Source organism: Sphingobium sp. CECT 9361, assembly GCF_918741285.1.
In the GTDB taxonomy this organism is placed as follows: domain Bacteria; phylum Pseudomonadota; class Alphaproteobacteria; order Sphingomonadales; family Sphingomonadaceae; genus Sphingobium.
In genome coordinates, this window is the sequence record NZ_CAKKNC010000003.1 from 33,330 (window position 1) to 59,205 (window position 25,876).

The window sequence follows — 25,876 nt, forward strand, 5'->3', positions numbered from 1 at the left end:
ACCATGAAACGCAGTTTGCAGAACAAGGCCTTTTTGAAGATTGCCGTCTCGTTGCTGATCGTCGGTGTGACGATGGTGGGCTGCACCGGCGGTGCCGCGATGATGGCGCAACCGGGCGCAAAGATGAATGCCATCGAAAAGCAGGCCGGTGCATCCGCCACGACCGCCGAAAAAGCGCTGGCAAAGCGCGATGTAGCGCTTGCCTTGTCATCCGCTGAGGCTGCTGTTGCTGCCAAGCCCGACAATGCCGCCTATCGCGTTCTGCTAGGCCGCGCCTATCTGGCGGACGGTCGCTTCACGTCTGCCGAAACGGCGTTTTCCGACGCGATGACGCTGGGCAATACCGACACCCGCACGGTGGTCAGCCTTGTGCTTGCCAAGGTCGCTCTGGGCAAATCGACCGATGCCCGCGCGCTGCTCGTCACCCATATGGATACGGTGCCTGCAGCCGATTACGGCCTTGCGATGGCGATGGCAGGCGATCCGCAGGAAGCGATCCGCATCCTGACTGCCGCTGCGCAGGAACCCGATGCGACAATCAAGACGCGCCAGAACCTCGCTTATGCCTATGCGCTGGCCGGTCAGTGGCGCGAAGCCCGTTTGATGGCGGCGCAGGATCTCGATCCGCTTGCTGCTACGCAGCGCATCATCGGTTGGGCGCAGAATGCGGAGCCGGGCGCTGAACCTGCGCGCGTGGCTGCGTTCATCGGTACGAAGATGCGCGCCGACGACGCCGGGGTGCCTGTGCGACTGGCCCTTGCGCCAGCGCCTGCGCTCGTGGTTCAGATGGCGCAGGCCGAAGCGCCAGCAGCAGAAATGCCAGCCGCGTCGCCAGAAGCAGCCCCCGAGCAGGCGCCCGTTGAAATCGCCGTCGCTCCGGTTGAACAACCCGAAACGCCGGTGATCCGCGCACCCGAAGCGCCGGTTCGCACAGCAGTCGTCCCGGTTGCGACGCCTCTGGCAACGGCCACGACCATGATGCGCAAGGCCGCTTCATTCGAAATCATTGCGCCTTCCGCCACGACCAAATGGGCCGTGCAGCTTGGTGCATATGACAGTGCCGCCATCGCCAAGGAACGCTGGCAGCATATGGCGCGCAAGAATGCCGCGCTGAGCAAATTCCCGGTGGCGTACACGACCGCCAATGTGCAGGGCCGCGTCTATCATCGCCTCTCGCTCGGCGGCTTTGCCGATCGGGGGACAGCCGATCAGATGTGCCGGACCGTCCGCAGCCAGGGCGGCGCGTGCTTCATCCGTGCAGCCGCTCCGACGATGCGCTGGGCATGGGCCACCCCCAAGCGCCAGCAATTCGCTTCGCGCTAAATTCGAAGATTATACCTCAGTCCGTTCGGGCTGAGCGTGTCGAAGCCTGTCCTTCTTTGAAGAAGAAAGACCCTTCGACAGGCTCAGGGCGAACGGACTCTTGGCCGGTTAAAGGAACTGGCCGCCCTTCATTATTCGGCGCACCCGGCCCTGTACCGGCACCTTGTCGAACGGGGTATTGCCTGCCGCCGCTTCCATCCGCGCCGAATCGACGATCCACGGCGTTTCGGAATCGATGAAGATGATGTCGGCGGCATAGCCCGGCGCGAAACGCCCCGCCTTTACACCCAATATCTTAGCGGGATTGGCGCACAGCAACGTCATTAGCGCGTTCATCGTTAGATGCCCGTTCCGCACGAGGTTGAGTGACAGTGTCAGCAGCGTCTCCGCGCCCGCCATCCCGGGGCTGGCATCGGCGAAGGGCAAGCGCTTGTCCTCGGGTCCGCGCGGATCGTGGCTGGAGGTGATGACGTCCACCGTTCCATCCGCCACCGCCTTGATCGCGGCTTGCCGGTCATCCTCGCTCCGCAAAGGCGGCGCAAGATGCGCGAAGGTGCGGAAATCGGTAACGGCGATGTCCGACAGGAACAGATAGGCCGGACTGATGCCGCACGTAACGCGCAACCCTTCCGCCTTGGCCGCGCGGATCAGCGCAAAGCCCGCCGCCGTCGTCACCAACCGGAAATGGATCGCCGCGCCGGTTTCTCGCGCCAGCATGATGTCGCGCGCAATGGCCATCGCTTCGGCGCAGGCGGGGGCCGCTGCCAGACCCAGCCGGGTCGCCGTTTCGCCTGCGGTGGCGACCGCCTTGCCGGTCAGGCCACCGTCCTCGGCATGGGCAATGACGGTCAGCCCCAAAGCCGAAGCGTAGGACAAAACGCGCAGCATCACCCCTGAGTCCGCGATCCAGTGCCGCCCGGTGCTGACGGCGCGCGCGCCTGCGGCTTGCATCATGCCGATCTCCGCGAGCTCGGCCCCATGCAGCCCGCGCGTCGCAGCGGCGAGGGGGTGGACCCAGAAATCGGGCTTGCCGGCGCGCGTTGCGTGCCGGATCAGGCCGACATCGTCCAGCGGTGAGGATTGGTCGGGCATCAACGCCGCGCGCGTGATGCCGCCGAATTTGAACGCAGGCTTGTCGGTGCGGAACACGCCCAGATCGACGAGACCGGGGGCGACGAGCATCCCCTTGGCATCGACCTTCTCTGCATCAAGTGGGATCGCGATGTCCCCCGCCGCGATAATGCTGTCGCCTTCAATCAGGATGCTGCCGGAAGTGACGGCTTGTCCGTCCGGATCGGCCAGCAGGGCGTTGGTGATGGCGAGAGAATGTGTCACGCCCAACCTTCCACACCGCGCGCCCGTCGGGTCAGCACGTCCAGACAGGCCATCCGCACCGCCACGCCCATCTCGACCTGTTCGGTGATCGCCGACCGTTCGGGGTGATCGGCAACGATGCTGCTGATCTCCACGCCGCGATTCATCGGGCCGGGGTGCATCACCAGCGCATCGGGCTTGGCCTTCGCCAGCCGCTCCGGCGTCAGCCCGTACAGCATATGATATTCGCGCGGGGAGGGGATGAATGCGCCATCCATCCGCTCGTTCTGAAGGCGCAGCATCATGACAACATCCGCGCCGTCCAGCCCTGCGTTCATGTCGGTATAGGGCGTCACGCTCATCTGATCGATGGCGGCGGGCATCAGGGTCGGCGGTGCGATCACGCGCACCTGCGCGCCCAGGGCGCCAAGGCATAATATGTTCGACCGCGCGACCCGGCTGTGCAGCACATCGCCACAGATCGCCACGACCAGCCCCGATATCCCGCCCTTGCGTCGCCGGATGGTCAGCGCGTCGAGCAATCCCTGCGTCGGATGCTCATGCCAGCCATCGCCTGCATTGAGGACGGGGCAATCGACCTTCTCCGCGATCAGCCGCACTGCGCCCGAACTGCCGTGACGGATCACGATCACGTCGGCGCGCATGGCGTTCAGCGTCATCGCCGTGTCGATCAGCGTTTCGCCTTTCTTCACGCTCGATTGTGCCGCGTGCATATTGACCACGTCCGCGCCCAGCCGCTTCCCCGCAATCTCGAACGACAGCAGCGTGCGCGTGCTGTTTTCGAAGAACGCGTTGATCTGCGTCAGGCCGCCCAGCCGGTCGTCATGCTTGCGGCTGTGCGCGCGGTTCACGCTGACCCAATGCTCGGCCTCGTCCAACAGAAAGGAGATTTCCCACGGCATCAGCGCGGAAATCGCCAGCAAATGCCTGTGCGGGAACTGTTCGCGACCGATAAGGCCGGTGGGTATGGTCTCGCGGGTCTGCTGCGGCATGACGGGAGGCCTTAAAGCCAATTTGCGGGCGAGGGAAGGGGGAGCGCTTAGTTAGGCCGTTCCCCGGCGAAGGCCGGGGTCCAGCTCGGAGCGTGGGGCTGGACCCCGGCCTGCGCCGGAGAACGCTTCACCAAGGACCAAGCGTCTCACCCCCGCAGCGCATCAATCGCACCCTGCAGAATGTAACTCGCCGCCAGCTTGTCCACCAGCACGTCGCGCCGCGCGCGGCTGGCGTCCGCGTCGATCAGCGTGCGGGTCACCGCCTGCGTCGACCAGCGTTCGTCCCACAGCAGGATCGGCACGCCCATATCCCCCATATTCTGCGCGAAGGATTTCGACGACTGGCTGCGCGGTGATGCGCTGCCATCCAGATTGAGAGGCAGGCCGATGACGATGCCCTTCACGAACTGCTGCGCCATGAACGTCGCAATGGTCGCCTTGTCCTTGGAAAATTTGCCGCGCGTGATGGTGTGCGCGGGGCTGGCGATCACCCATTGGGAATCGCACAGCGCCAGCCCCACTGTCTTGGTGCCGACGTCCATGCCGATCAGCCGCCCACCATCGGGCAAGGCATCCCGAAAGGCATTGCGGTCTGCGGTTATCAGGGCTTTTTCAGAAATGTCGTCAGCCTTTCGCGCGCGTCGGCCCGGATATTTGCCCAGAACAGCGCATAGTCATACACATGATAATTGTTGCCGGGGAGGGCATAGGGGCCAAGGTCCGGCGCATCGCCGATCAGCAGGAAACCGTCCTTGCCGCATCGCGCCGGGATTGCACCCGGCACCAGTGTCGGGCTGTCTTCCTTATCCCGCCCGTCCAACGTACCGAGATTGCGGCTGGCAGGTGCGGTGGCGTCGGCGGTGCCGGTGAGCGGATTGGTGCATAGCATCTTCGTTCCCGGGCGCGGCTTGCCCGTGAAGCCTGTGCCGCCGTCAAACACCTTCTGAACGGCGGACGGATCTGCCGGTTCGGCAAAGCTCTGCCAGCTTAGCACGCAGTTGGCCTGTCCCTTCATCGTGCAGGCGGGAAGGCCCAGGGCCGGGATGTCTGCTTCCATCGAAACCGGCCAGCCGACGACATAGGCCGCCACGATCCGCGCCGCGATGGGCGTCCCCGCCACCTTGTCATGCAGCAATCGCAACAGGTGGAGCGACCCTTGGCTATGTCCGGCCAGAATGATCGGCCCGGACGGATTGGCGGCGAGAAACGCCTCGAACGCCTGCGCCACATCGCGATAGGCGGCGTCGATGGCCTTCTGCCCATCGGCATTGTCGGTCAGGAATGCACCATAATGCGCCTGCCGGTATCGCGGTGCCCAGATCGCGCCGACGCCGTTGAAAGCGCTCGCCTGACTGCGCACGAACCGCGCAGCCATGTCCTGCGACTCGCGGTCGCTGAGTGGCGCGTTCCATTGCGCTTGGGTTGCCAGCGCCAGATAGCTTGTGGGGTGGATGAAGAAGACTGCTGCCCGTGCGGGTTCCGCCGCCTCCTTATAGCCCGCGGGTCGCCAGAGCGTCGGATTGTTCTTCACGATGTCCGGTCGTGCAATCCAGCGGTCAGCCTTCGCATAAGCATCCGCCGGGGCGGGCGGAGGCGCGCTGAACGCCCCCTTGGGCACCATCGTCGCGTCAATGAGCTGCTGCCCGAAAATGCGATAGGCAAAGGCGGACGCAATCGCCAACACGATCAGCGCTGCAATGACATAGAGAAACTTTCGGGCCAACGGGCGCTCCACATGCGTTTGTTACCACCGCGCCTATCCTGTTGCGCCCAATCGGGCAATCGCGCTTGATGGAGCGGGCGCGCAATGCTAGCGCCGCGCGCATGTCCATAGACCTGCAAACCGTCAAAAAGATCGCCAGCCTCGCGCGCATTTCCGTCACCGACGGCGAAGCGCAGGCGCTGGTGCCTGAACTCAACAACATCCTTGGCTGGGTGGAGCAACTGGGCGAAGTCGACGTCGCCGGCGTAGAGCCGATGACCGCCGTCATCCCCAACACGCTGCGCCTGCGCGACGACGTCGTCACCGACGGCAATGTGCGCGAAAAGGTGCTGGCCAATGCGCCGCAAGCCGAACAGGGCTTCTTCGCGGTGCCTAAGGTGATCGAATAATGAGCAATGTAACCGATCTGACCGTCGCTGAAATCCGCGACGGTTTCCGCGCAGGCAATTTCACCGCGCGCGAAGTGGCCGAAGGCTTCAACGCCAATGTCGCCGCGGCCAAGGCGCTGAACGCCTTCATCGTCGAAACGCCCGACCATGCGCTTGCCGCGGCGGACGCAGCCGATGCGGCGCGCGCTTCTGGCGATCTCAAGCCGCTTTCGGGCGTGCCCATCGGGATGAAGGATCTGTTCTGCACCAATGGCGTGCAGACCACGGCGGCCAGCCACATCCTCGAAGGCTTCATTCCGACCTACGAATCCACCGTATCGGGCAAGCTGTGGGATGCCGGCGCGGGGATGCTGGGCAAGCTGAACCTCGATCAGTTCGCCATGGGCTCCTCCAACGAAACCAGCTTCTTCGGCAACGTCATTTCCCCATGGAAGCGCAACGATGGCGGCAATGCCTCGCTTGCGCCGGGTGGTTCGTCAGGCGGCAGCGCGTCGGCGATCTCGGCACGGCTTTGCCCCGCTGCGACCGGCACCGATACCGGCGGCTCTATTCGTCAGCCTGCCGCCTTCGTCGGCATCAGCGGCATCAAGCCCACCTATGGCCGATGCTCGCGCTGGGGCGTGGTGGCGTTCGCGTCGTCGCTCGATCAGGCGGGACCGATGGCGCGCACCGTGCGCGACAATGCCATCCTGCTTGAAGCGATGACAGGTTTCGATCCCAAGGATTCGACCTCCCTCGATCTGCCTGTCCCCGCTTGGGAGGCAGGATTGTCGAGCAATCTCAAGGGCAAGCGCATCGGTATTCCCAAGGAATATCGGGTCGACGGCATGCCCGCCGAAATCGACGCGCTCTGGGAAAAGGGCATCGCCTTCCTGAAGGATGCGGGCGCAGAGATCATGGAGGTCTCACTCCCGCACACCAAATATGCGTTGCCGACCTATTACATCATCGCCCCGGCAGAGGCGTCGTCCAATTTGGCGCGCTATGATGGCGTGCGCTTCGGCCTGCGCGATCTGCCCGATGGCGCGAACTTGCAGGATATGTACGCCGCCACCCGCGCCGCCGGTTTCGGGCCAGAGGTGAAGCGCCGCATCATGATCGGCACCTATGTGCTGAGCGCCGGTTTCTACGACGCCTATTATACGCAGGCGCAGAAGGTCCGCACGTTGATCTCCCGCGATTTCGACCGCGCCTGGGAAAGCTGCGATTTGCTGCTCACACCCACGGCACCGTCCGCCGCCTTCGCGCTGGGCGAGAAGCAGGCCGATCCGCTGGCGATGTACCTGAACGACGTCTTCACCGTGCCTGCTTCGCTCGCCGGTCTGCCCGCGATGTCGGTCCCCGGCGGTCTCGACGCGCAGGGGCTTCCGCTGGGTCTGCAGATCATCGGCAAAGCGCTCGACGAACAAAGCGTCCTCAACGCCGCGCTGGCTATCGAAGAGCGCGCAGGCTTCACGGCACGCCCGGACAAATGGTGGTAACATGACTGAATCAACCTATCGTATCCACGGCGCCACCGGCGATTGGGAAGTCGTCATCGGGCTGGAAGTCCACGCCCAGATCACCTCCAACGCAAAGCTGTTCTCCGGCGCGGCGACCGCGTTCGGCGCGGAGCCGAATACGCAGGTGTCGCTGGTCGATGCCGCGATGCCGGGGATGCTCCCCGCGCCCAACCGCGAATGCATCCGGCAGGCGGTGCGCACTGGCATGGCGATCGAAGCGCAGATCAACAAATATTCGCGCTTCGACCGGAAGAACTACTTCTACGCCGATTTGCCGCAGGGCTATCAGATCAGCCAGCTCTATCACCCCATTGTGGGCGAAGGGCAGATCACGGTCACGCTGGACGAGAAACACCCCAACAGCGCCACCAAGACCATCGGCGTGGAGCGCATCCATGTCGAGCAGGACGCCGGCAAACTGATGCACGACCAGCACCCGACGCGCAGCTATGTCGATCTCAACCGGTCGGGCGTCGCGCTGATGGAAATCGTGTCGAAGCCGGACATGCGTTCTCCTGTCGAAGCAGGGGCTTATGTCCGTAAGTTGCGATCGATTCTGCGCTATGTCGGCTCGTGCGACGGCAATATGGAAGAAGGCTCCATGCGTGCCGACGTGAACGTCAGCGTCCGCAAGCCGGGTGAGGAATTTGGGACGCGCACGGAAACGAAGAACGTCAATTCCGTCCGCTTCGTCATGGCCGTGATCGAGCATGAAGCGAACCGGCAGGTCGATGTCCTCGAAGCCGGGGGCAAGATTGTGCAGGAAACCCGCCTCTACGATCCGGACAAGAACGAAACCCGGTCCATGCGGTCGAAGGAAGACGCGCATGATTATCGCTACTTCCCCGATCCCGACCTGTTGCCGCTGGAACTGGACGATGCGTTTCTGGCCGAATGCCGCGCGTCGCTCCCCGAACTGCCCGACGCCAAGCGCACCCGTTATGAGACCGAACTCGGTCTCTCCGCCTACAACGCCGCGACGCTGACCGCCGAAGTCGAAACCACCCGTTGGTTCGAGTCTCTGGTCAGCGAAAGCGCCCGCGCACAGGGCAAGAGCGAAAGCGACGTTGCGAGGGCCGCTGCCAACTGGCTGCTGTCCGAACTGTTCGGCGCGCTCAATCGTCTGGGCAAGGATCTGGAAACCAGCCCCGTCAGCCCCGCACAGGGCGCTGAATTGCTCGCCCTCGTCGCAGATGGCACGCTGTCGGGCACGCTGGCAAAGCAGGTCTTCGAAATCATGCTCGAAACCGGCGACGCCGCCGGCAAAATCGTCGAGGAAAAAGGCCTCAAACAGACCAGCGACACCGGCGCCATCGAAGAAGCCGCCGCCAAGGTCATCGCCGACAACGCCGACAAGGTGGAGCAGTATCGCGGCGGCAAGGAAGCCCTGTTCGGCTTCTTCGTCGGCCAGACGATGAAAGCGATGGGCGGGAAAGCCAACCCGAAGGTCGTGAATGAGATTTTGAAGAAGGCTTTGGGCTGATCTGACGAAAAGGGCGACCCACGTCGGGCCGCCCTTTCGGATATTATTGCGTTACGGGCGTTTCAGCCGCCTTGAAACGAATGGCCGTGCCCGTTGCCTTGACGCTGCCCCAGCTCATCAGCGTCACGCGCGCGTCGCCATATTGCGCCTTGATTACGGCATCCGCCCCAAGTTTCTGGCCGCGCTCCCAAAGCTCCTTGTAGACTTTGGCCTGAGAGGCTTCCTTGCTGAAGATGGTGCCTTTGCGCACCTCAGCTTTGACTTCCCCGATCACTTCATAGGGACGGTCGGTAATGTCGTTGGGAAATACCGGTACGCCGACATCCTCGTTCACAACCACATAGGGTTTTGCAGGCGTGTCTTTGGCAGTGGCCGGACCGCTAGAAACCGTCATTGCCGCGGCAATCATGGCGGCACTTACGAACTTATAAGTCATCAATGGAATCCCCCTCCAAAACAGGAGCGAATTCCTATTACGCGGCTTTGCGATTGGCAACGGTATGATCTAACATTCGCCGACATGTACATGGGGGCAGTATGAAACGAGTGGGTTTAGGGTTTACGATTGCGGTCGGTGTGCTTTGTCTATCTCAGCAGAGTCTCGCGCAGAGTGATGTTAGCCCCGCTTCTCCGCCTCCCGCCGCAGCGGCCGTGAATGCTGCGCCACGCATAAAATTAATGGTGCTGCGTGAGGTCAATTCGAGCCAGGCCAAGGCGGGCGACGTCGTCAAGCTGATGGTGGATGAGCCGTTTCAAACGAAAGGCGTAACCATACCAGCCGGTTCGCCTGCGTTTGGAATCGTTCGTGAAGCCAAGGACGCAGGAGCCGGACTGAAGCGCGGTCGTCTTGAAGTCCAGTTAACCTACATTGCCGTAGGGGACAGGCAACTGCCGCTCACCGGCGAGCTTCTGGACAAGGGGGAGGGTGGCAAGGGCGACGACGCTGCGAAAGTTTTGCTTGCGCCCATCTACATCCTGTTCGCCCGTGGGAATGTGGCAAAGCTGCGCGCAGGCGAAATTGTCTACGGGCAACTGGCGCTACAACCCAATAGCTAAACCTCGTCCGGCCCACGTCCCGGCTCATCGATATTCGGCGTCTCCGGCGCGATTTCGGGCGGTTCGCGATAGGGGGTTTCGTCGGGCGTATCGATCTGTGGCAACTCCGGCGGCGATTGCGGTTCGATCACATCGGGCGGTGGGATTTCGGCGCGGTCGTGGTCGGGGCGGCTGGCCATGAGATCGTCTCCTTGCTCCTTCATTAAGCACCGGAGGCGAGGAAGGTTCCGCATGTATCGGCTTATGGCCACTATCCCTTGCCCTTCGCGCAACCTTGTTCTATGGCCCGCCGACCGGCGACCGATGCGGGCGTGGCGAAACTGGTAGACGCGCCAGATTTAGGTTCTGGTATCGCAAGATGTGGGGGTTCGAGTCCCTTCGCCCGCACCAGTAATGCCTGTGCTTGCTGGTTAGTCCTTAAGATGGATGTTGCCACCGATTTCAGCTTTAGAAAGCGTTGTTAGAAAAATGCAGACTGTCGAGACGTTGAACGAAGGCCTCAAGCGCGCCTACACCCTGACCATCACGCCTGCTGACATCGACGCCCGCGTCGATCAGGAAGTGAAGACCATGGCTCCGCAGGTCCGCATGCCCGGTTTCCGCCCCGGCAAGGTGCCTGCCAATCTCGTCCGCAAGATGCACGGCGAACGCCTTCAGGGCGATGCGCTGAACACCGCGATTCAGGAAGGCGTGCAGAAGATCCTGTCCGACAACAAGTTGCGTCCCGCGATGCAGCCTTCGGTCGAACTCGACGAAGGTTTCGAATTCGGCAAGGACGCGCAGATCAAGGTCGCACTCGAAGTGCTGCCCGAAGTCGCTGCGCCGAGCATCGACGGCCTCAAGCTGGAACGCCTGATCGCCGAAGTGACCGACGAACAGGTTGACGAAGCTGCTGGCAAGATTGCATCGCAGCAGGGCGCATTCGAAGAGTTCCCCAAGACGCACAAGGCGAAGACCGGCGACACTGTCGTCGTCGATTTCGTCGGTAAGGTCGATGGCGTAGCATTCGACGGCGGCACGGGCGAAGACATGAAGGTCGAAATCGGATCGGGCAACCTGATCCCCGGTTTCGAAGACCAGTTGATCGGCGTGAAGACTGGCGACGAAAAGGTGCTGAACGTCACTTTCCCCGAAGACTACAATGCCGAAAATCTGAAGGGCAAGGCCGCGACGTTCGACATCGTCGTGAAGTCCATCCTCGATTCGTCGAAGCCCAAGCTGGACGAAGATTTCGCCAAGGGTCTGGGTCTTGAAGGTCTCGACAAGCTGAAAGAGCTGTTGAAGGGCCAGATCGAGCAGGAACATAACGGCCTGACGCGTACCCACATGAAGCGCAAGCTGCTCGATCAGCTTGCCGCCGCGCATGATTTCGATGTTCCCCCCAGCATGGTCGAAGCCGAATTCAATCAGATCTGGGCGCAGCTTGAGCATGAAGCCGGGCATGACGAGAACCCCGAAGCTGCCTTGGCCGAAATGGAAAAGGACAAGGACGATTATCGCGCCATCGCGGTACGTCGCGTTCGCCTCGGCCTGTTGCTGTCGGAAATCGGTCAGGCCAACAATGTTCAGGTCAGCGACGCCGAAATGAACCGCCTCATCATGCAGGCTGCACAGCAGTATGGCCAGCAGGACCGTGAGCGTTTTATTCAATATGTCCGTCAGGAACCGATGGCCGCTGCTCAGCTTCGCGCGCCGCTGTATGAAGACAAGGTCGTCGACTTCCTGTTCGAAAAGGCAGAAATTGCTGACCGCACCGTCAGCCGTGCCGATCTGGAAGCGGCGATCGAGGAAGAAGACGGCGATCTGAAGCCGCACGTCCACGGTCCCGATTGCGGCCACGATCACGACGAAAAGCCCAAGGCAAAGAAGGCTGCGGCCAAGAAAGCCGCTGAACCTGCTGCCGAAACGGTAGAAGCCGAAGCCAAGCCCGCCAAGAAGGCACCGGCCAAGAAGGCCGCTGCTGCCGACGCGGCCGAAGCTCCGGCAGCCGAAGAAAAGAAAGCGCCCGCCAAGAAGGCAGCGCCAAAAGCGAAGAAGGCCGACGCCTGACATCGTCGCTTTCAATTTTGAATAAACCTTGCCCCGTTCGGGCTGAGCCTGTCGAAGCCTTGTTCTTTTTGGAAAAGTGCAGCCCTTCGACAAGCTCAGGGCGAACGGGGCAAGGAATGTCACTATGAGCGAATCTCAGCCCCGCATCGCCGTTCTCCTGCCTTGTTACAATGAGGCAGAGGCGATCGCACAGACCGTGCGGGACTTTGCGCAGGCGCTGCCCGGCGCCGACATCTACGTTTTCGACAACAACAGCACCGACGACAGCCGCGCCATCGCTGCGTCGGCTGGTGCCATCGTCCGTTCCGTCCGCCAGCAGGGGAAGGGGCATGTCGTCCGCCGCATGTTCGCGGATGTGGACGCCGACATCTACGTCATGGCCGATGGCGATGCGACCTATGAAGCCGCCGCCGCGCCTCGCATGGTCGCCGCGATGCTCACCAACAATTTCGACATGGTCGTCGGCGCGCGCAAGTCCGAAGTCGAGGCTGCCTACCGCCGGGGTCATCGCCTCGGCAACGCGGTCCTCACCGGCCTGCTACGTCGCCTCTTCGGCCGCAGCTTCACCGATATTCTCTCGGGCTACCGCATTTTCTCCCGCCGTTTCGTCAAGAGCTTTCCCGTCCTTTCGGCGGGGTTTGAGATCGAAACGGAAATGAGCGTCCACGCGCTCGAACTCGCGATGCCTGTGGCCGAAGAATTGACGGCCTATGCCGCGCGCCCCGAAGGATCGGTCAGCAAGCTGTCCACATATCGCGACGGCTGGCGTATCCTGCGTACCATCGCCCAGCTCTATCGGATCGAGCGGCCGGTCGTGTTTTTCGGGGCTATCGGGGCGCTGTTCGCGCTCGCGGGCCTCATCCTCGCGGTACCGCTGTTCATCACCTATCTCGAAACCGGCCTCGTCCCGCGCTTCCCCACCGCCATCCTCATCACCGGGCTGATGATCATCGCGGTGCTGAACGGCATGTGCGGCCTCATCCTCGATACGGTGGTGCGCGGTCGCCGTGAAGTGCGCCGTCTCGCCTATCTCACATTTCGCGCCCCCAGCGATTTTGCGCGCGACCGTTAATCGTCCGTCCGGACTTAACCGTTAAGCCCCTTGAACCTGTCCTGCTTTGCCCCGATGTAGGGCAGGGCAAAAGCACTCACCGAAAGAGCACAATGAGAGACATGATTTCCGGGCATCTGAACGACACCCTCGCAGCAATGGTCCCCATCGTCATCGAACAGTCGAGCCGCGGCGAACGCAGCTTCGACATTTTCTCGCGCCTGCTGCGTGAGCGCATCATTTTCGTGACCGGTCAGGTCGAGGACCAGATGGCATCGGTGATCGTGGCGCAGTTGCTGTTCCTCGAATCGGAGAATCCGAAGAAGGACATCTATATGTACATCAACTCGCCGGGCGGTGTCGTCACGGCGGGCATGGCGATCCACGATACGATGCAGTATATCCGGCCCAAGGTCGGCACCGTGTGCATCGGTCAGGCCGCTTCGATGGGCAGCTTCCTGCTTGCCGCCGGTGAGCCGGGGATGCGAGTCGCATTGAGCCAGGCGCGCATCATGGTGCATCAGCCATCAGGCGGCGCGCAGGGCATGGCGTCGGACATCGAAATTCAGGCCAAAGAAATTTTGCGCATCCGTGCGCGTCTCAACGGTCTTTACGCCCAGTATACGGGCAAGCCGATCGAGGAGATCGAGAAGGCTATGGACCGCGATACCTTCATGGAAGCGGACGAAGCCAAGGCTTTCGGACTGGTGGATGAAGTGTACGGCAAGCGTCCCGCAGCGGCCGCATTGCCGGAATAATGCGATGAAATCCTTGGCGACGTCCGCGACGCTAAGGGAGTATTTACGTGGCTGTCACATAAACGTCTCTTGTGAAACGCGCGTAACGCGGTCTAGACTGGACCGTGGACATGAAAAGTCCGGCGATGCGGGGTGGGTCCGCCGCCCCCCGCCGGGCCAGGAAAGACCGTAATGACAAAGCTTCAAGGCTCCGATTCCAAGAGTACGCTCTACTGCTCCTTCTGCGGCAAGTCGCAGCATGAAGTGCGTAAGCTCATCGCCGGGCCAACTGTGTTCATCTGCGACGAGTGCGTGGAACTGTGCAACGACATCATCCGGGAGGAGACCAAAGGCGGTCTCGTCGGACGGAAGGATGGCGGGGTGCCGACGCCGCAGGAAATCTGCGACGTGCTCGACGATTATGTGATCGGCCAGAATCGCGCCAAGCGCGTCCTCTCCGTCGCGGTCCACAACCATTACAAGCGCCTCAACCACGGCACGAAGACGGGCGAAGTCGAACTCGCCAAGTCGAACATCCTGCTCGTCGGCCCCACCGGCTGCGGCAAGACGCTGTTGGCGCAGACGCTGGCCAAGACCTTCGATGTGCCTTTCACAATGGCCGACGCGACGACACTCACCGAAGCGGGCTATGTCGGCGAAGATGTCGAGAACATCATCCTAAAGCTGTTACAGGCGTCCGACTATAATGTCGAAAAGGCGCAGCGCGGCATCGTCTATATCGACGAAATCGACAAGATCAGCCGCAAGGCCGAGAACCCGTCCATCACCCGCGACGTATCGGGTGAAGGCGTGCAGCAGGCGCTGCTCAAGCTGATGGAAGGCACCACGGCGTCCGTCCCGCCGCAGGGTGGCCGCAAGCATCCCCAGCAGGAGTTTCTGCAGGTCGACACCACGAACATCCTGTTCATCTGCGGTGGCGCGTTTGCGGGTCTGGAAAAGATCATCGGCGATCGTCTGGAAGCCAAGTCCATCGGCTTCGGCGCGCATGTCGCCGCGCCCGAGGAACGCCGCACCGGCGAGCTGCTGCGTCAGAGTGAGCCGGAAGATTTGCTCAAATTCGGCCTGATCCCTGAATTCGTCGGCCGTCTGCCCGTCATCGCGACGCTGGAAGACCTCGACGTCGCGGCATTGGTCAAGATCCTGGGCGAGCCCAAGAATGCCCTCGTAAAGCAGTATAAGAAGCTGTTCGAGATGGAAGATGTCGAACTCAGCTTCACCGACGAAGCGCTGGTCGCCATTGCCCGCAAGGCCATCGAGCGCAAGACTGGCGCACGTGGCCTCCGCTCGATCCTCGAATCGATCCTGCTCGACACCATGTTCGACTTGCCCTCTATGCAGGGCGTGGGCGAAGTCGTGATCGACAAGGATGTGGTCGCCGGCAGCAAAGACCCCGTCCGCGTGTTCAGCGAACAGCGCAAGGCCGGCGACGCCGCCTGACATTCTCTATCGTTAAGTAAACAAGCGGTCGGCAGCAATGTCGGCCCCTTTTTTGTGATATGCGCATAGGGCAGTTCCGCCCTTCACGCACTTGCAACACAAATTATCTGCAGCGTTGCAAAATTGCCGCAGTTGTTCACTCTTGTTACGCACCCGCACAAAAACCCGTGATTTATGGCCGTTCGCGCGTTAGCGACGGCACAGGAGACGCCCCTGCCTGCCCCCATATCGGCTGGCACCGCAGGTACGATGACACAGCGCAGCGCGGCATCGTCACAAAACTGCAACCACAACATCACAGGGGCGACGTCATACGCCCCCACATGCAGCGGGCGAGTCACACATACAGTTATTCGAATGTCCCAAACTAAGAAAGTTGGGACACTCACAAAGCCAAGGGAACAGGGAAATGCGGGACCTTAAGTTATTTCTTGCCGCCAGCGCGGCGTCGATCAGCTTGGCCACAGCCATAGCGACTCCTGCATTTGCGCAGGAAACCACGTCCACAATTCGCGGCACCGTGCAGAGTGCCGGGACGCCCGTTGCTGGAGCAACAGTCGAAATCACCAACGATGGCACGGGATCGAAGACGATCCTGACGACAACGGGTAACGGCACGTTCGTCGCCGGTGCACTACGCGCAGGCGGGCCCTACTCGGTGGTGGTTAAGGCGCCGGGCTATGCGGATGCCACTGTGACGGATATCTATACCGTCGTTTCTCAGGACTTCACATTACCCGTAGAGTTGGCGAGCGAGGGCGAAGCGATCATCGTCACGGCTGCATCGATCAAGGGTGCAGGCACCGTTTCGCAAGGTCCGGCAACCGTATTGACGTCGGAAGACATCGCGCGGATTGCCACTGTCAATCGCGACGTACGCGACCTCATGCGCCGTGACCCATTCGCGCGGCTTGACGACACCCCCGGGGGCGGCCGTGCAGTGTCGTTCGCTGGACAAAATGCGCGCTTCAATCGCTTCACGGTAGACGGCGTTCCCATCACGGATAACTTCGGCTTGAACCCCGATGGCTTGCCATCGCGTCGTTCGCCGATCCCGCTGGATGCCATTGGCCAGTTCCAGGCGAAGGTTGCGCCATATGATGTCCGTGAAGGCAATTTCCAAGGTGGCACGGTCAACGTTATCCTGCGCTCCGGCACGAACGATTTCCAGGGAACGGGCTTCTATGCCTATTCGTCGGACGAACTGACCGGCAAAAAAACCAAGGCTGGCCCGGGCGTTACAACCGGTCGCGTGACGCTGCCGAACTTCGAAATCAAGAACTACGGCGCAGAACTTAGCGGCCCGATCATCAAGGATCGTCTGTTCTTCATGGTCGCTGGCGAACGCATCAGGGCTGGAACGCCCATCTCGGAAGGCCCGCTCGACAACAACGCGGGTGTGGGCATTCCCACTCTGACGCAGGCGCAGGTTGATCGCATCACCGGCATCGCAACATCGCGCTACAGCTATACCCCCGGCGGCGTGATCGCCAATTCGGACGATAGCGATGATCGCCTAGTGGCAAAGATCGACGCCAACATTTCTGATACTCAGCGCGCATCGATCACCTACACATATGCGAAGGACTCCATCAAGCTTACCAACAATACTAGTTCGGGCACGGGTGCTCCCTCGCTTGGTCTGGAATCGAACGGTTATCTGCAGGGCAACCGCTTGCACACCGGCGTATTCCAGCTCAACTCCGAATGGAGCGACAGCTTTTCTACAGAAGCACGCGGTTTCTACAAAAACTACAAGCGCCTGCAGGACCCGATTTTGGGTCGCGGTTTCGCGGAAATGCGTGTGTGTACCGCACCCACTTCCGACCGGACAGCGCCCGGGGCAGCGGGCGCCAGCGCATCTGTCACGTGCGCGCCCGGTTTTGCGACCGTTGCTTTTGGACCCGACGTTTCGCGCCAGACCAACGCGCTCAATACCGAAACCTGGGGCGGTATGTTGCAGACTCGTCTTCAGCTAAACGATCATGATCTGCGCATTTTTGCGGATGTCCAGCGTACCAAGATCTTCAATGCGTTTTTGAGCAATTCCAACCCTCGTGGCGGGACATCGGGCACCTATTACTTTGACTCGATTGCTGACTTCGAAGCCGGCAACGCGCAACGCTTTGGCTACACAAATGCTGTCCCGTCACTGAACCCCGACGATGCCTCGGCGCAGTTCAACTACATGAGCTACACCTTTGGTGTGCAGGACACTTGGCGCGTCAACGATATTCTGACGGTCGCTTATGGTGCGCGATACGACACGTATGGCAGCAAAAGCCGCCCGGCTACCAATCCTGTGTTTGCCAATCGCTATGGCTTCTCCAACAATGCGTTCATCAGTGGTCGTGGCGTATTTCAACCGCGCATCGGTTTTGATTTCCGACCGATCAATCGCCTTTCGCTTCGCGGCGGCTTCGGCATATTCTCGGGCGGTACGCCAGATGTTTATGCATCTAACAGCTTCTCGAACACGGGCATTCTATCGAATACCATCGACATCATTCAGCAGAACAACGGAACGTACACAGGCAATAGCCCGTTCCCGGTTGGCTTTAATGCCGCATCGGTGCTGACGAACGTCAATGGTGCTGCCATCCCTGGCGCAGCGAACACCTATATCGCTGGCGGCGTCTCGGCAGCAGCTACCAACGCACTCGATCCCAAGTTCAAACTGCCTTCTCAGGCCCGCTTTACATTGTCAGCAGATTATAAGGCCGACTTTGGCAGCTTGGGTGACAATTGGGAATTCGGGGCTGACTTCTTCTACTCTGACGTCCGCAATCAGGTCTTTTTCACCGACATTCGCTCGGTGCCAACGAACCTGACAACGCCGGATGGCCGCGTTCGTTATCGCTCGCTGACCACTTTTGGCGATACGCTGAATGACATTCTGCTTACCAATACCAAGAAAGGCCGAAGCTACATTGCTGTTGCGCGCATCCGTAAGGGATGGGATTTCGGTCTGAATGTAGGTGGCAGCTTCACCTATCAGGATGTCAAGGATCAGGCGCCGGCAACATCATCGACTGCAGGTTCGAACTATGCCAATGGCGCGTTCCTTGACGCGAATGGCGCGGCCTATGGCGTGTCGAACGATGAAGTTAAGTATAACTTCAAGTATGACGTGACGTTCGAGCGTGCCTTCTTCGGCGATTACAAAACCACACTGGCTTTGTTTGGCGAAACGCGCATTGGTCGTCCTTACAGCTACACATTCCAGGACACGTCCAGCGGTCGCAGTGCTGTTTTCGGAACCACCGGCTCGAGTGCGCGGTATCTGATATATGTACCGACCGGGATCGACGACGCTCGTGTATCCTATGACTCGGCGGCGACGGCCAATACGTTGAATGCATTCTTTGAATCGTCTGGCCTCGCTAAATACCGTGGTAAGATTGCTCCACGTAACGCGTTCAATTCAAGGTGGTTTACACGGATTGATCTCCACGCTTCGCAGGAAATACCTACGTTTGTTGGGAAATCGCGAATCACCTTGTTTGCAGATGTCGAGAATTTCACCAATTTGTTGAACAAGAACTGGGGACAAATTCGCGAATATCAGTTCTCCTACACCGCTCCTGCTGCACGTGTTCAGTGTTTGCAGGCTCCTACGCCGACGGGCACGCCCGGAACGCCCGCAACCAATACTGGGCAAACCTGCGCGCAGTATCGGTACAGCTTGCCGAATGCTACGCCCAGCGACACGATCTACTCGCGCCAGTCGCTCTACACGATCCGCGTGGGCGCTCGCTTCAGCTTCTGATCGCGTGACATCGCTACAGAAAAGGGGCGCGTCCTTCGGGATGCGCCCTTTTTCATGTCTGTTGGAAATGTTGGATCGGCCTTGCCCGGTACGCCATATAGGCGACCTTAGAAAAGTTACGCGGCTACTTAAGGCAGCTATCCAGCCCATCGCGCTGCACCACGCCGATCCGCGCGGCGATGCTGTTGCCATAGCGGCGGGTAAAGCCCTTGGGCGCGACGGCGCCGCGCTTCTTGGGTAGCGGCAGGATCGCGGCGATCCGCGCTGCCTCCGTCCGCGACAGCCGGGACGCATCATGCCCGAAGTAGCGCATTGCCCCGGCATTGGCGCCATAAGTGCCCAGGCCTGTCTCCGCGACGTTCAGATACACTTCCATGATCCGCCGCTTGCCCCACAGCGTCTCGATCAGCACCGTGAACCACGCTTCCAGCCCCTTGCGGACGAAGCCGCCGCCTTGCCACAGGAACACGTTCTTCGCGACTTGCTGGCTGATCGTCGATCCGCCGCGTATCCGCCCGCCGCTGGCATTGTGCCGCATCGCCTGCGCAATCGCGAGCGCATCGAACCCGTGATGCGAACAGAACTTTCCATCCTCCGCCGCAATCGCCGCACGCGCCATATCCGGGTCCATCGTCGATAGGCTCATCCAGTCCTTGGTAAAGCCCCGCGGGTCGAACAGCATGGTCAGCGTAACCGGCGGCGGCACGAAACGGAACAAGGCCACCGGCAGAAGCGAGAGGATCAGAAACGCCAGCACCAGCTTGACGATCATCCGTTTCCAACGAAAGCGCTTGCGGGGTTTTGCGGTAGGGGAGGAGAGAAGGGCTTCTGTCATGGCGCCAACCTAGCGTGACCTGCCCGTGCCGTCACCCGTCCTCTATGCACCAAGAAAAGGCCGCCGATCCTGCGATCGACGGCCCATCCGTTTACATTAACTGTGGACTATCAGATCGCGGACAATCTCAGCTTGTCGCCTGCAATCCGCATCATGGCCTTCTGCAGCTTCTCAAAGGCACGCACCTCGATCTGACGAACGCGCTCACGCGACACGCCATAGACCTGGCTGAGATCTTCGAGCGTCTTGGGCTCTTCTGCCAAGCGGCGCTCCGCCAGAATATGCTTCTCGCGCTCGTTGAGATCGCGCATCGCTTCAATCAGCATGCTGTGGCGCAGGTCGCGTTCCTGTGCGTCGGCGACCCGTTCGTCCTGCAGAGGATCGGTATCCTGCAGCCAATCCTGCCACTGACCTTCACCATCTTCACGGAGCGGCACGTTCAGCGACGTGTCGCCACCCATCGCCATACGACGGTTCATGCTGACGACGTCATCCTCCGACACGCCCAGTTTGGTCGCAATGTGCGTCACGTCTTCCGGACGCAGGTCACCGTCCTCGAACGCTTCGATGTTGTTCTTCATCCGACGAAGGTTGAAGAACAGCTTCTTCTGCGATGCCGTGGTGCCCATCTTGACGAGGCTCCACGAACGCAGAATGAATTCCTGTATCGAAGCACGGATCCACCACATCGCGTATGTTGCAAGACGGAAACCACGCTCCGGCTCGAACTTCTTCACGCCCTGCATCAGCCCGATATTGCCTTCGGAGATCAATTCGCTGACCGGAAGGCCATAGCCACGATAGCCCATCGCGATCTTCGCCACGAGACGAAGATGGGAGGTCACGAGTTGCGCTGCCGCTTCGGGATCCTGATGCTCGGCGTAACGCTTCGCGAGCATATATTCCTGTTCGGGGGCCAGGATCGGAAATTTGCGGATTTCGCTCAAATAACGGTTCAGGCTCGCGTCGCCGCCGAGTGCGGGGATCGTCGCGGGGACATTGCTTCCCTTTGCCATGACAACTTTCTTCCCTTCCGTGAACCGGACCCTCCAATAGGCATCCGGACACTAATCAACTTCCATTATAGTACGCGAAGCTGGCTTAACAGTTCCTGCATGTCAGCCGGTATTCGGCTTTCGAACGATAAAGCATTGCTACTGAGCGGGTGGATAAACCCCAGCGTTCTGGCGTGCAATGCCTGACGTTTGAAACCTAGCGTTTCCAGTATCGATTTGAAATGTTTTTTTGATTTACTGTAAACGGGATCGCCGATCAGTGGATGCCCCAGATGCGCCATATGTACGCGAACCTGGTGCGTTCTGCCGGTTTCCAGCTTGCATTCTACAAGCGATGCCTCGTGCAATGGTTCCAATGTCCGGTAATGGGTAACGGCGTGTTTGCCGCGTCCTTCAGGATGCACCGCCATCTTCTTGCGGTCGCCATCAGATCGGCCGATCCACTGCGACACGGTGCCGGTAGGAGGGATCAAGCGCCCGGCTACTATCGCTGCGTAGAGGCGTTCAATGCTGTGATCCTTGAACTGTCGCGACAGCCCTTCATGCGCCTTGTCGGTTTTCGCGGCCACAATAAGACCGGACGTGTCTTTATCGATGCGATGCACAATGCCAGGTCGGGCAACGCCACCGATCCCCGAAAGCTGCCCTGCACAATGGTGAAGCAGGGCATTCACCAGCGTACCGTCAGCATTGCCCGCTGCCGGATGGACGACCATTCCTGCAGGCTTGTCGACAACGATGAGATCCGCGTCTTCATAGACCACGTTCAAGGCGATATTCTGGGCCTGGGCCGCAGATTCGGTGGGGGCGGGCACGGCTATTGAAAATGTCTGGCCGAAAGCGACTTTCAGAGCCGGATCGGATACGCGCTGTCCTGCAGAGCCGACAACGCATCCTTCCAAAATCAACGCTTTTACCCGCTCACGCGAAAGGTCCGGCAAGAGCATCGCAAGCGCCTTGTCCAGCCTTGTCCCGGCGCATTCCGCCGAGATCTTAGCGTATAATGTGGAAACCCCCGATGGCATCGGATAAGGATGTGGTGATGGCCGTCAAATTATCAAGGTCGCTTTATGACCGGATCATATGCCTGGCGCGCGCCGAACCGGAGCACGAGGTTTGCGGTCTGCTGCTCGGCAACCTCACGCACATTACGGACATACGCCCTGCTCCGAACGTAGCGGAGGATGCTTCCGTCCGGTTCGAAATCGACCCGGCCATATTGTTGGCGACGCATCGCGAAGCCCGCGCGAATCGTACCCCGGTCGTCGGACACTACCACTCACATCCCAACGGCAGCAGCGCTCCGTCAGTGGCAGATGGTGCCGATGCGGGTGCGGACGGACTACTCTGGCTAATAGTGGGCCACGATGATGCACGGCTTTGGCGGGCTGTGGGACAAGGGGTCCATAATTGCTTTCAGACGGAGGATTTGATCCTATTACCCGGCTAAACGGTCGTCTTTGGCCGCATCGTGGCTTGCATCGCAAGCTGCCTCCCGGCAAGAGGGCCCATCTGTTGCCTATACGCAGGCCCGTTTCTCGATCCGCCCGGAAGCCTTAGCATGACCGATCTGCCGAACGACCAAAGCCTTGAATTTGCTGCGCTGCTATGTTCGCGATTGTGCCATGATTTGCTCAGCCCCGTCGGTGCGCTGAACAACGGCCTGGAATTAATGGCCGACGAGACCGACCCGGAAATGCGCCAGCGTTGCCTGGAATTATTGGGCGACAGTGCGCGAACGTCGGCCAATAAGCTAAAATTCTTCCGCCTGGCCTTCGGATCTGCCGGGGGTTACGGAGACAGCGTCCCTGCCAGCGAAGCACAAACCGCCATCGAGGGGATGTTTGCAGCGACGGGTCGGGTAAAGCTCGGCTGGATGGTTTCGGAGGACAGTCTGCCGAAACTGCCCGCCAAGATACTGCTTAACCTCGCCCTGATCGCGGGCGACGCACTGGTGCGGGGTGGCCAACTGGATATCGGCGCGGAACAACGTGCCAGCATCACGGAAATTGTTGTCCGTGCAGAAGGCCCGAAAGTCATTCTGGATCCTGAATTGCGCGCGGCTCTGGGCGGCTCGCTTGGGAGCGAAGGGCTCTCTGCACGTACGGCTGCGGCATGGATGGTAAGGACGCTCGTAGAGCGGGCGGGAGGCGACGTCATGCTGTCCCAGCCCGGCGATCCGGTGCTCCTTTTCGGGGTGAGTTTACCGATGGCAGTTCCGGTTTCCTGACAATGCTTTAACGCTGATTTAACTACATTTCTCCAATGATGTGCCCAAGTGGATGCATCGGACGGGGTAGATGGACGAATTACTCGGCGAATTTATTTCGGAAACGCAGGAAACGCTGGAAGCGTTGGCCGGGGTCGTTGTCGAGTGGGAAGCCGATCCGTCGGATCGCGATCGCCTCGATTCCATATTTCGGTTCTTTCACACCGTGAAGGGAAGCTGCGGGTTCCTGAACCTGCCGCGTTTCGAACGCCTTAGTCACGCGGCCGAAGACGTGCTTTCGGAGATACGTTCCGGCCGCAGCGTCCCTGACCCGGCCACCGTCAATGCTGTGCTTGCAGTAATGGATCGCATCGGTGAGCTGGCAGAAGCGGTGGCCTCCGGCGTTTCTTTGCCATCCGAGAATGACGACCTGCTCATTGCAGCGTTGCGGCAGGATAGTGCGGTGGCGGGAAAGACCGTTCCCACCGTGGGAAGCCCTGCACCGCCACTGCAAAAAAGTGGATCTTCAATCAACTCCCTACGCACGATCCGCTTGCCGCTTACGCTGATCGATCAATTGATGAATGGCGTGTCCGACATGGTGCTGGCGCGCAATGAGCTTTCCCGCAAGTTGCGTGACCATATATCCGATCCCGACATCGACAGCGCATTCGAGCGACTGTCCACCTGCGTTGCCGACATGAGGGACGCAATTTCCAAGACACGTATGCAACGGGTCGATCGTCTGTTTGCTGCTGTTCCTCGGATGGTGCGCGATTTGGGTCGGGAACTGGGTAAGCGCATCGACCTCGACCTGGAGGGCGGCGATGTCGAAATGGATCGCGAAATGGTCGAGATGGTGCTCGATCCGCTTACGCATATCGTTCGTAACAGCATCGATCATGGCATTGAGACGCCCGTTCAGCGAGCTGCATCTGGAAAGCCGGAGCATGGGACGCTTCGTCTGGTGGCGCGTCAATCGGGCAATCAGATCGTCATTGAGATAAGCGACGACGGCAAAGGTATCGATACCGATGCGCTCGTTCGCAAGGCGGTGCAGAATGGCACGGTGACGCCAGACACGGCAGCGCGCATGACCGAGCAGGAAAAACTCGACCTTATATTCCTGCCCGGGTTGTCCACGGCCAAGTCGGTGACGGCTGTTTCCGGGCGTGGCGTCGGGATGGATGTGGTCCGTGCCAATGTCGAGCGGATCGGCGGCGTCATTGCACTTGAGAACCAGCCGGGCCGGGGTTTGAAGATCACTCTGCGTGTCCCTTTGACCCTTACTATCATCCCCGGCCTGATCGTGACTGCTGGCGGACAGCAATTTGCTATTCCGCGCTCTGCGATTGTCGAAATTCTCCATGAAAACAATGCAACATTGTCGATCGCCCGGATCGGAGGGGCGTGTATCGCAACCATTCGTAACACGCGGCATTCGATGATCGATCTTGAAGATGTGCTTGGCCTGCCTCGCCATTATCAGGCTGGCCCCCGCACGGTTATGGTCGTTCGTTCAACGTCTGGTGTCCCGTTCGCAATGAGCGTGGCGAGTGTGGACAATCACGAAGAATTGGTAATTCGGCCTGCCTCTCCGCTCATCATGGCGACAGGTATGTATGCCGGGATGACACTGCCGGATAACGGCCAACCCATGCTGCTGCTCGATGCCGGGGGGTTGGCGAATACCGCCAATCTCTCCAATGTCGACGAAGATAGGGGGAATCAGGCCGTCGATCTGGGCAAGCCCGAAGCCCGTCCTATCGAAATGCTCAGCACCCTGCGGTTCGAGGAACTGACGGGTGAGGAGCGGCTGGTGCGGCTCTCGTTAGTCGAGCGGGTAGAGGATATAGATACTGGATTGTTCGGCCTGTCCGGCGGGAAGGCATTTGTGCACGTCGACGGGCGCTTGCTGCGGGTTGCGAACGGACATCACACATTCGACCAGCCAACGGTAACGGCTCTTCGCCTGCGCGATGGCGACCGGGAAGTGTGCTACCCCGTTGCTCGCGTCACCGATATTGTGCAGGTGCCGTCTACTCCGGACATGGCCCTGTCGGAAGGCTTGATAAGCGGGGTCGTGCTTATCGACGATGCCCATCTGGAAATTCTTGACCCTTTCACTCTGTTTGCTGGCGTTCCCGACGAACCGGTCGCGCCGATCGATGTCCCGCGGTGCATTCTTGCTGAAAGTGACGATGTTTGGGCGAAGGAGATCCTGTCGCCGCTGTTAAAACAAGCAGGATATGATGTGCTGATTGGAATGCCAGAGGGCCATGCTCTTCGGCCAGACGATGTTATCCTGTGTGTGAACGCGGATACTGCCAAGGCTCTGTCTACGGATCGGCCCATCGTTCAACTTCGATCGGCAACGAAACCGCACAGCAATGAAGATCGCAGCATCTACCGCTATGATCGTAACGCAGTGATGGCAGCGATCGATTCCGCTCGGCGGGGGGGCGTGGCATGATGAACCAGCTTTATCTTTTCGCCTGTGTCGCCGGCACTCCAATTGCGGTGCGGACCGAGGAAATAGAGGCAGTCGTCAAACTGACGGATATATCGCCCGTGCCCGGCATGCCGCCTCACATCGCGGGCTTGTCAGCGCTTCGCAGCCGCGTGCTGACGATGATCGACGTCGCTGCGCTGATCAGGGGCGTTCCAACCCCCCACGAGCAACGCGAACTGGCAATTATCGCTGACATCAGCAGTCATAGCTACGGCCTGATCGTCGAGGGCGTCAGTGACATTTGCACCGTATCCGAAGGCCCGTTGCCGCTGCGTGGACGTCTTTCGCCAGCATGGATGCCGTTTGCCCAAGCGATTGTGGAAAACGAAGGAGAGCCGCATCTACTGGTATCGTTAGCAAGCTTCATCGATCCCGCGCTCACCCTGGCGGCATAACTGCGAAAGATATGAAGTCGTTTACGATTCTCTCAGTTTTCA

General features: G+C 60.2%; 23 protein-coding genes and 1 tRNA gene. 15 read left to right on the forward strand and 9 right to left on the reverse strand.

Features of this window, described 5'->3' with window-relative positions; genetic code table 11:
* Nucleotides 1-3 precede the first annotated feature (3 nt).
* Nucleotides 4-1,323: an SPOR domain-containing protein gene (locus tag LQ220_RS06830; protein ID WP_230187569.1), complete on the forward strand. Its 1,320-nt coding sequence runs from the start codon at nucleotides 4-6 to the stop codon at nucleotides 1,321-1,323.
* Between the two features lie 108 nt (nucleotides 1,324-1,431).
* On the opposite strand, the gene LQ220_RS06835 is transcribed toward LQ220_RS06830, so the two are convergent.
* From LQ220_RS06835 to LQ220_RS06850, 4 genes are all read right to left on the reverse strand, one after another.
* Nucleotides 1,432-2,658: an amidohydrolase family protein gene (locus LQ220_RS06835; protein ID WP_230187570.1), complete on the reverse strand. Its 1,227-nt coding sequence runs from the start codon at nucleotides 2,656-2,658 to the stop codon at nucleotides 1,432-1,434.
* Entirely contained in the window at nucleotides 2,655-3,650 is a 996-nt protein-coding gene (locus LQ220_RS06840) for an aspartate carbamoyltransferase catalytic subunit (RefSeq protein WP_230187571.1), read from the reverse strand. Before LQ220_RS06840 ends, LQ220_RS06835 begins: the two co-directional genes overlap by 4 nt.
* A 146-nt stretch (nucleotides 3,651-3,796) precedes the next feature.
* Entirely contained in the window at nucleotides 3,797-4,255 is a 459-nt protein-coding gene (gene ruvX / locus LQ220_RS06845; RefSeq protein ID WP_230187776.1) for a Holliday junction resolvase RuvX, read from the reverse strand.
* Entirely contained in the window at nucleotides 4,252-5,373 is a 1,122-nt protein-coding gene (locus LQ220_RS06850) for a DUF3089 domain-containing protein (RefSeq protein ID WP_230187572.1), read from the reverse strand. The genes ruvX and LQ220_RS06850 overlap by 4 nt, the downstream gene beginning before the upstream one ends.
* A 101-nt stretch (nucleotides 5,374-5,474) precedes the next feature.
* On the opposite strand from LQ220_RS06850, the gene gatC reads away from it, so the two are divergent.
* The 3 genes from gatC to gatB are packed head-to-tail and all read left to right on the forward strand — an operon-like array spanning nucleotide 5,475 to nucleotide 8,747.
* A complete protein-coding gene (gatC, locus tag LQ220_RS06855) occupies nucleotides 5,475-5,762 on the forward strand; it encodes an Asp-tRNA(Asn)/Glu-tRNA(Gln) amidotransferase subunit GatC (RefSeq protein ID WP_230187573.1) in 288 nt (95 codons plus the stop codon).
* Nucleotides 5,762-7,243 carry an Asp-tRNA(Asn)/Glu-tRNA(Gln) amidotransferase subunit GatA gene (gene gatA, locus LQ220_RS06860; RefSeq protein ID WP_230187574.1) on the forward strand — a complete coding sequence of 494 codons (1,482 nt, stop codon included), beginning with the start codon at nucleotides 5,762-5,764 and terminating at the stop codon, nucleotides 7,241-7,243. The genes gatC and gatA overlap by 1 nt, the downstream gene beginning before the upstream one ends.
* 1 nt (nucleotide 7,244) lies before the next feature.
* On the forward strand, nucleotides 7,245-8,747 hold the full coding sequence (gene gatB, locus LQ220_RS06865) for an Asp-tRNA(Asn)/Glu-tRNA(Gln) amidotransferase subunit GatB (RefSeq protein WP_230187575.1): 1,503 nt from the start codon (nucleotides 7,245-7,247) through the stop codon (nucleotides 8,745-8,747).
* 43 nt (nucleotides 8,748-8,790) lie between these two features.
* Here the strand turns inward: gatB and LQ220_RS06870 are convergent, their stop codons facing one another.
* Complete coding sequence (locus LQ220_RS06870; protein WP_230187576.1) at nucleotides 8,791-9,183, reverse strand: hypothetical protein; 393 nt, start codon at nucleotides 9,181-9,183, stop codon at nucleotides 8,791-8,793.
* A 242-nt stretch (nucleotides 9,184-9,425) separates the two neighbouring features.
* Between LQ220_RS06870 and LQ220_RS06875 the strand changes: the two genes are divergently transcribed.
* Entirely contained in the window at nucleotides 9,426-9,803 is a 378-nt protein-coding gene (locus LQ220_RS06875) for a hypothetical protein (RefSeq protein WP_230187577.1), read from the forward strand.
* Here LQ220_RS06875 and LQ220_RS06880 read toward each other — a convergent pair.
* Complete coding sequence (locus LQ220_RS06880; protein WP_230187578.1) at nucleotides 9,800-9,982, reverse strand: hypothetical protein; 183 nt, start codon at nucleotides 9,980-9,982, stop codon at nucleotides 9,800-9,802. The genes LQ220_RS06875 and LQ220_RS06880 overlap by 4 nt on opposite strands.
* A 126-nt stretch (nucleotides 9,983-10,108) precedes the next feature.
* Between LQ220_RS06880 and LQ220_RS06885 the strand changes: the two genes are divergently transcribed.
* The 6 genes from LQ220_RS06885 (at nucleotide 10,109) to LQ220_RS06910 (ending at nucleotide 18,867) form a co-directional block, all read left to right on the forward strand.
* Nucleotides 10,109-10,193: transfer RNA gene (locus tag LQ220_RS06885), tRNA-Leu, on the forward strand.
* A gap of 78 nt (nucleotides 10,194-10,271) precedes the next feature.
* A complete protein-coding gene (tig, locus tag LQ220_RS06890; protein ID WP_230187579.1) occupies nucleotides 10,272-11,852 on the forward strand; it encodes a trigger factor in 1,581 nt (526 codons plus the stop codon).
* 124 nt (nucleotides 11,853-11,976) lie between these two features.
* Nucleotides 11,977-12,924 carry a glycosyltransferase family 2 protein gene (locus tag LQ220_RS06895; RefSeq protein WP_230187580.1) on the forward strand — a complete coding sequence of 316 codons (948 nt, stop codon included), beginning with the start codon at nucleotides 11,977-11,979 and terminating at the stop codon, nucleotides 12,922-12,924.
* Nucleotides 12,925-13,016: 92 nt separating this feature from the next.
* Complete coding sequence (clpP, locus tag LQ220_RS06900) at nucleotides 13,017-13,661, forward strand: ATP-dependent Clp endopeptidase proteolytic subunit ClpP (RefSeq protein WP_281823648.1); 645 nt, start codon at nucleotides 13,017-13,019, stop codon at nucleotides 13,659-13,661.
* A gap of 171 nt (nucleotides 13,662-13,832) precedes the next feature.
* Nucleotides 13,833-15,098: an ATP-dependent Clp protease ATP-binding subunit ClpX gene (gene clpX / locus LQ220_RS06905; protein WP_230187581.1), complete on the forward strand. Its 1,266-nt coding sequence runs from the start codon at nucleotides 13,833-13,835 to the stop codon at nucleotides 15,096-15,098.
* A 409-nt stretch (nucleotides 15,099-15,507) separates the two neighbouring features.
* Nucleotides 15,508-18,867, forward strand: coding sequence for a carboxypeptidase regulatory-like domain-containing protein (locus LQ220_RS06910; RefSeq protein ID WP_230187582.1), 3,360 nt, complete (start codon nucleotides 15,508-15,510; stop codon nucleotides 18,865-18,867).
* 124 nt (nucleotides 18,868-18,991) lie between these two features.
* On the opposite strand, the gene mtgA is transcribed toward LQ220_RS06910, so the two are convergent.
* The 3 genes from mtgA to LQ220_RS06925 form a co-directional block, all read right to left on the reverse strand.
* On the reverse strand, nucleotides 18,992-19,702 hold the full coding sequence (gene mtgA, locus LQ220_RS06915; protein WP_230187583.1) for a monofunctional biosynthetic peptidoglycan transglycosylase: 711 nt from the start codon (nucleotides 19,700-19,702) through the stop codon (nucleotides 18,992-18,994).
* A gap of 110 nt (nucleotides 19,703-19,812) precedes the next feature.
* Nucleotides 19,813-20,718 carry an RNA polymerase sigma factor RpoH gene (gene rpoH / locus LQ220_RS06920; protein WP_230187584.1) on the reverse strand — a complete coding sequence of 302 codons (906 nt, stop codon included), beginning with the start codon at nucleotides 20,716-20,718 and terminating at the stop codon, nucleotides 19,813-19,815.
* A 65-nt stretch (nucleotides 20,719-20,783) separates the two neighbouring features.
* Nucleotides 20,784-21,743 carry an RluA family pseudouridine synthase gene (locus LQ220_RS06925; RefSeq protein WP_230187585.1) on the reverse strand — a complete coding sequence of 320 codons (960 nt, stop codon included), beginning with the start codon at nucleotides 21,741-21,743 and terminating at the stop codon, nucleotides 20,784-20,786.
* Here LQ220_RS06925 and LQ220_RS06930 point away from each other — a divergent pair.
* The 4 genes from LQ220_RS06930 (at nucleotide 21,737) to LQ220_RS06945 (ending at nucleotide 25,834) form a co-directional block, all read left to right on the forward strand.
* A complete protein-coding gene (locus tag LQ220_RS06930) occupies nucleotides 21,737-22,168 on the forward strand; it encodes a M67 family metallopeptidase (protein ID WP_230187586.1) in 432 nt (143 codons plus the stop codon). The two genes, LQ220_RS06925 and LQ220_RS06930, sit on opposite strands and share 7 nt — an antisense overlap.
* A gap of 111 nt (nucleotides 22,169-22,279) precedes the next feature.
* Entirely contained in the window at nucleotides 22,280-22,948 is a 669-nt protein-coding gene (locus LQ220_RS06935; protein WP_230187587.1) for a histidine phosphotransferase family protein, read from the forward strand.
* Nucleotides 22,949-23,018: 70 nt separating this feature from the next.
* Nucleotides 23,019-25,400, forward strand: a complete 2,382-nt coding sequence (locus tag LQ220_RS06940) for a chemotaxis protein CheA (RefSeq protein WP_230187588.1) — start codon at nucleotides 23,019-23,021, stop codon at nucleotides 25,398-25,400.
* Nucleotides 25,400-25,834: a chemotaxis protein CheW gene (locus LQ220_RS06945; RefSeq protein WP_230187778.1), complete on the forward strand. Its 435-nt coding sequence runs from the start codon at nucleotides 25,400-25,402 to the stop codon at nucleotides 25,832-25,834. The genes LQ220_RS06940 and LQ220_RS06945 overlap by 1 nt, the downstream gene beginning before the upstream one ends.
* Nucleotides 25,835-25,876: the final 42 nt, after the last annotated feature.

What these genes read in the sequence shown, in the direction of transcription:
- LQ220_RS06875 (WP_230187577.1), top strand. Translation starts at nt 9,426, where the DNA reads ATGGTGCTGCGTGAGGTCAATTCGAGCCAGGCCAAGGCGGGCGACGTC.
- LQ220_RS06910 (WP_230187582.1), top strand. Translation starts at nt 15,508, where the DNA reads ATGCGGGACCTTAAGTTATTTCTTGCCGCCAGCGCGGCGTCGATCAGC.
- LQ220_RS06880 (WP_230187578.1), bottom strand. Translation starts at nt 9,982, where the DNA reads ATGGCCAGCCGCCCCGACCACGACCGCGCCGAAATCCCACCGCCCGAT.
- LQ220_RS06930 (WP_230187586.1), top strand. Translation starts at nt 21,737, where the DNA reads ATGGCATCGGATAAGGATGTGGTGATGGCCGTCAAATTATCAAGGTCG.
- tig (WP_230187579.1), top strand. Translation starts at nt 10,272, where the DNA reads ATGCAGACTGTCGAGACGTTGAACGAAGGCCTCAAGCGCGCCTACACC.
- gatC (WP_230187573.1), top strand. Translation starts at nt 5,475, where the DNA reads ATGTCCATAGACCTGCAAACCGTCAAAAAGATCGCCAGCCTCGCGCGC.
- gatB (WP_230187575.1), top strand. Translation starts at nt 7,245, where the DNA reads ATGACTGAATCAACCTATCGTATCCACGGCGCCACCGGCGATTGGGAA.
- rpoH (WP_230187584.1), bottom strand. Translation starts at nt 20,718, where the DNA reads ATGGCAAAGGGAAGCAATGTCCCCGCGACGATCCCCGCACTCGGCGGC.
- clpP (WP_281823648.1), top strand. Translation starts at nt 13,017, where the DNA reads ATGAGAGACATGATTTCCGGGCATCTGAACGACACCCTCGCAGCAATG.
- mtgA (WP_230187583.1), bottom strand. Translation starts at nt 19,702, where the DNA reads ATGACAGAAGCCCTTCTCTCCTCCCCTACCGCAAAACCCCGCAAGCGC.
- LQ220_RS06830 (WP_230187569.1), top strand. Translation starts at nt 4, where the DNA reads ATGAAACGCAGTTTGCAGAACAAGGCCTTTTTGAAGATTGCCGTCTCG.
- LQ220_RS06840 (WP_230187571.1), bottom strand. Translation starts at nt 3,650, where the DNA reads ATGCCGCAGCAGACCCGCGAGACCATACCCACCGGCCTTATCGGTCGC.
- LQ220_RS06940 (WP_230187588.1), top strand. Translation starts at nt 23,019, where the DNA reads ATGGACGAATTACTCGGCGAATTTATTTCGGAAACGCAGGAAACGCTG.
- LQ220_RS06945 (WP_230187778.1), top strand. Translation starts at nt 25,400, where the DNA reads ATGAACCAGCTTTATCTTTTCGCCTGTGTCGCCGGCACTCCAATTGCG.
- LQ220_RS06870 (WP_230187576.1), bottom strand. Translation starts at nt 9,183, where the DNA reads ATGACTTATAAGTTCGTAAGTGCCGCCATGATTGCCGCGGCAATGACG.
- LQ220_RS06935 (WP_230187587.1), top strand. Translation starts at nt 22,280, where the DNA reads ATGACCGATCTGCCGAACGACCAAAGCCTTGAATTTGCTGCGCTGCTA.
- clpX (WP_230187581.1), top strand. Translation starts at nt 13,833, where the DNA reads ATGACAAAGCTTCAAGGCTCCGATTCCAAGAGTACGCTCTACTGCTCC.
- gatA (WP_230187574.1), top strand. Translation starts at nt 5,762, where the DNA reads ATGAGCAATGTAACCGATCTGACCGTCGCTGAAATCCGCGACGGTTTC.
- LQ220_RS06895 (WP_230187580.1), top strand. Translation starts at nt 11,977, where the DNA reads ATGAGCGAATCTCAGCCCCGCATCGCCGTTCTCCTGCCTTGTTACAAT.
- LQ220_RS06925 (WP_230187585.1), bottom strand. Translation starts at nt 21,743, where the DNA reads ATGCCATCGGGGGTTTCCACATTATACGCTAAGATCTCGGCGGAATGC.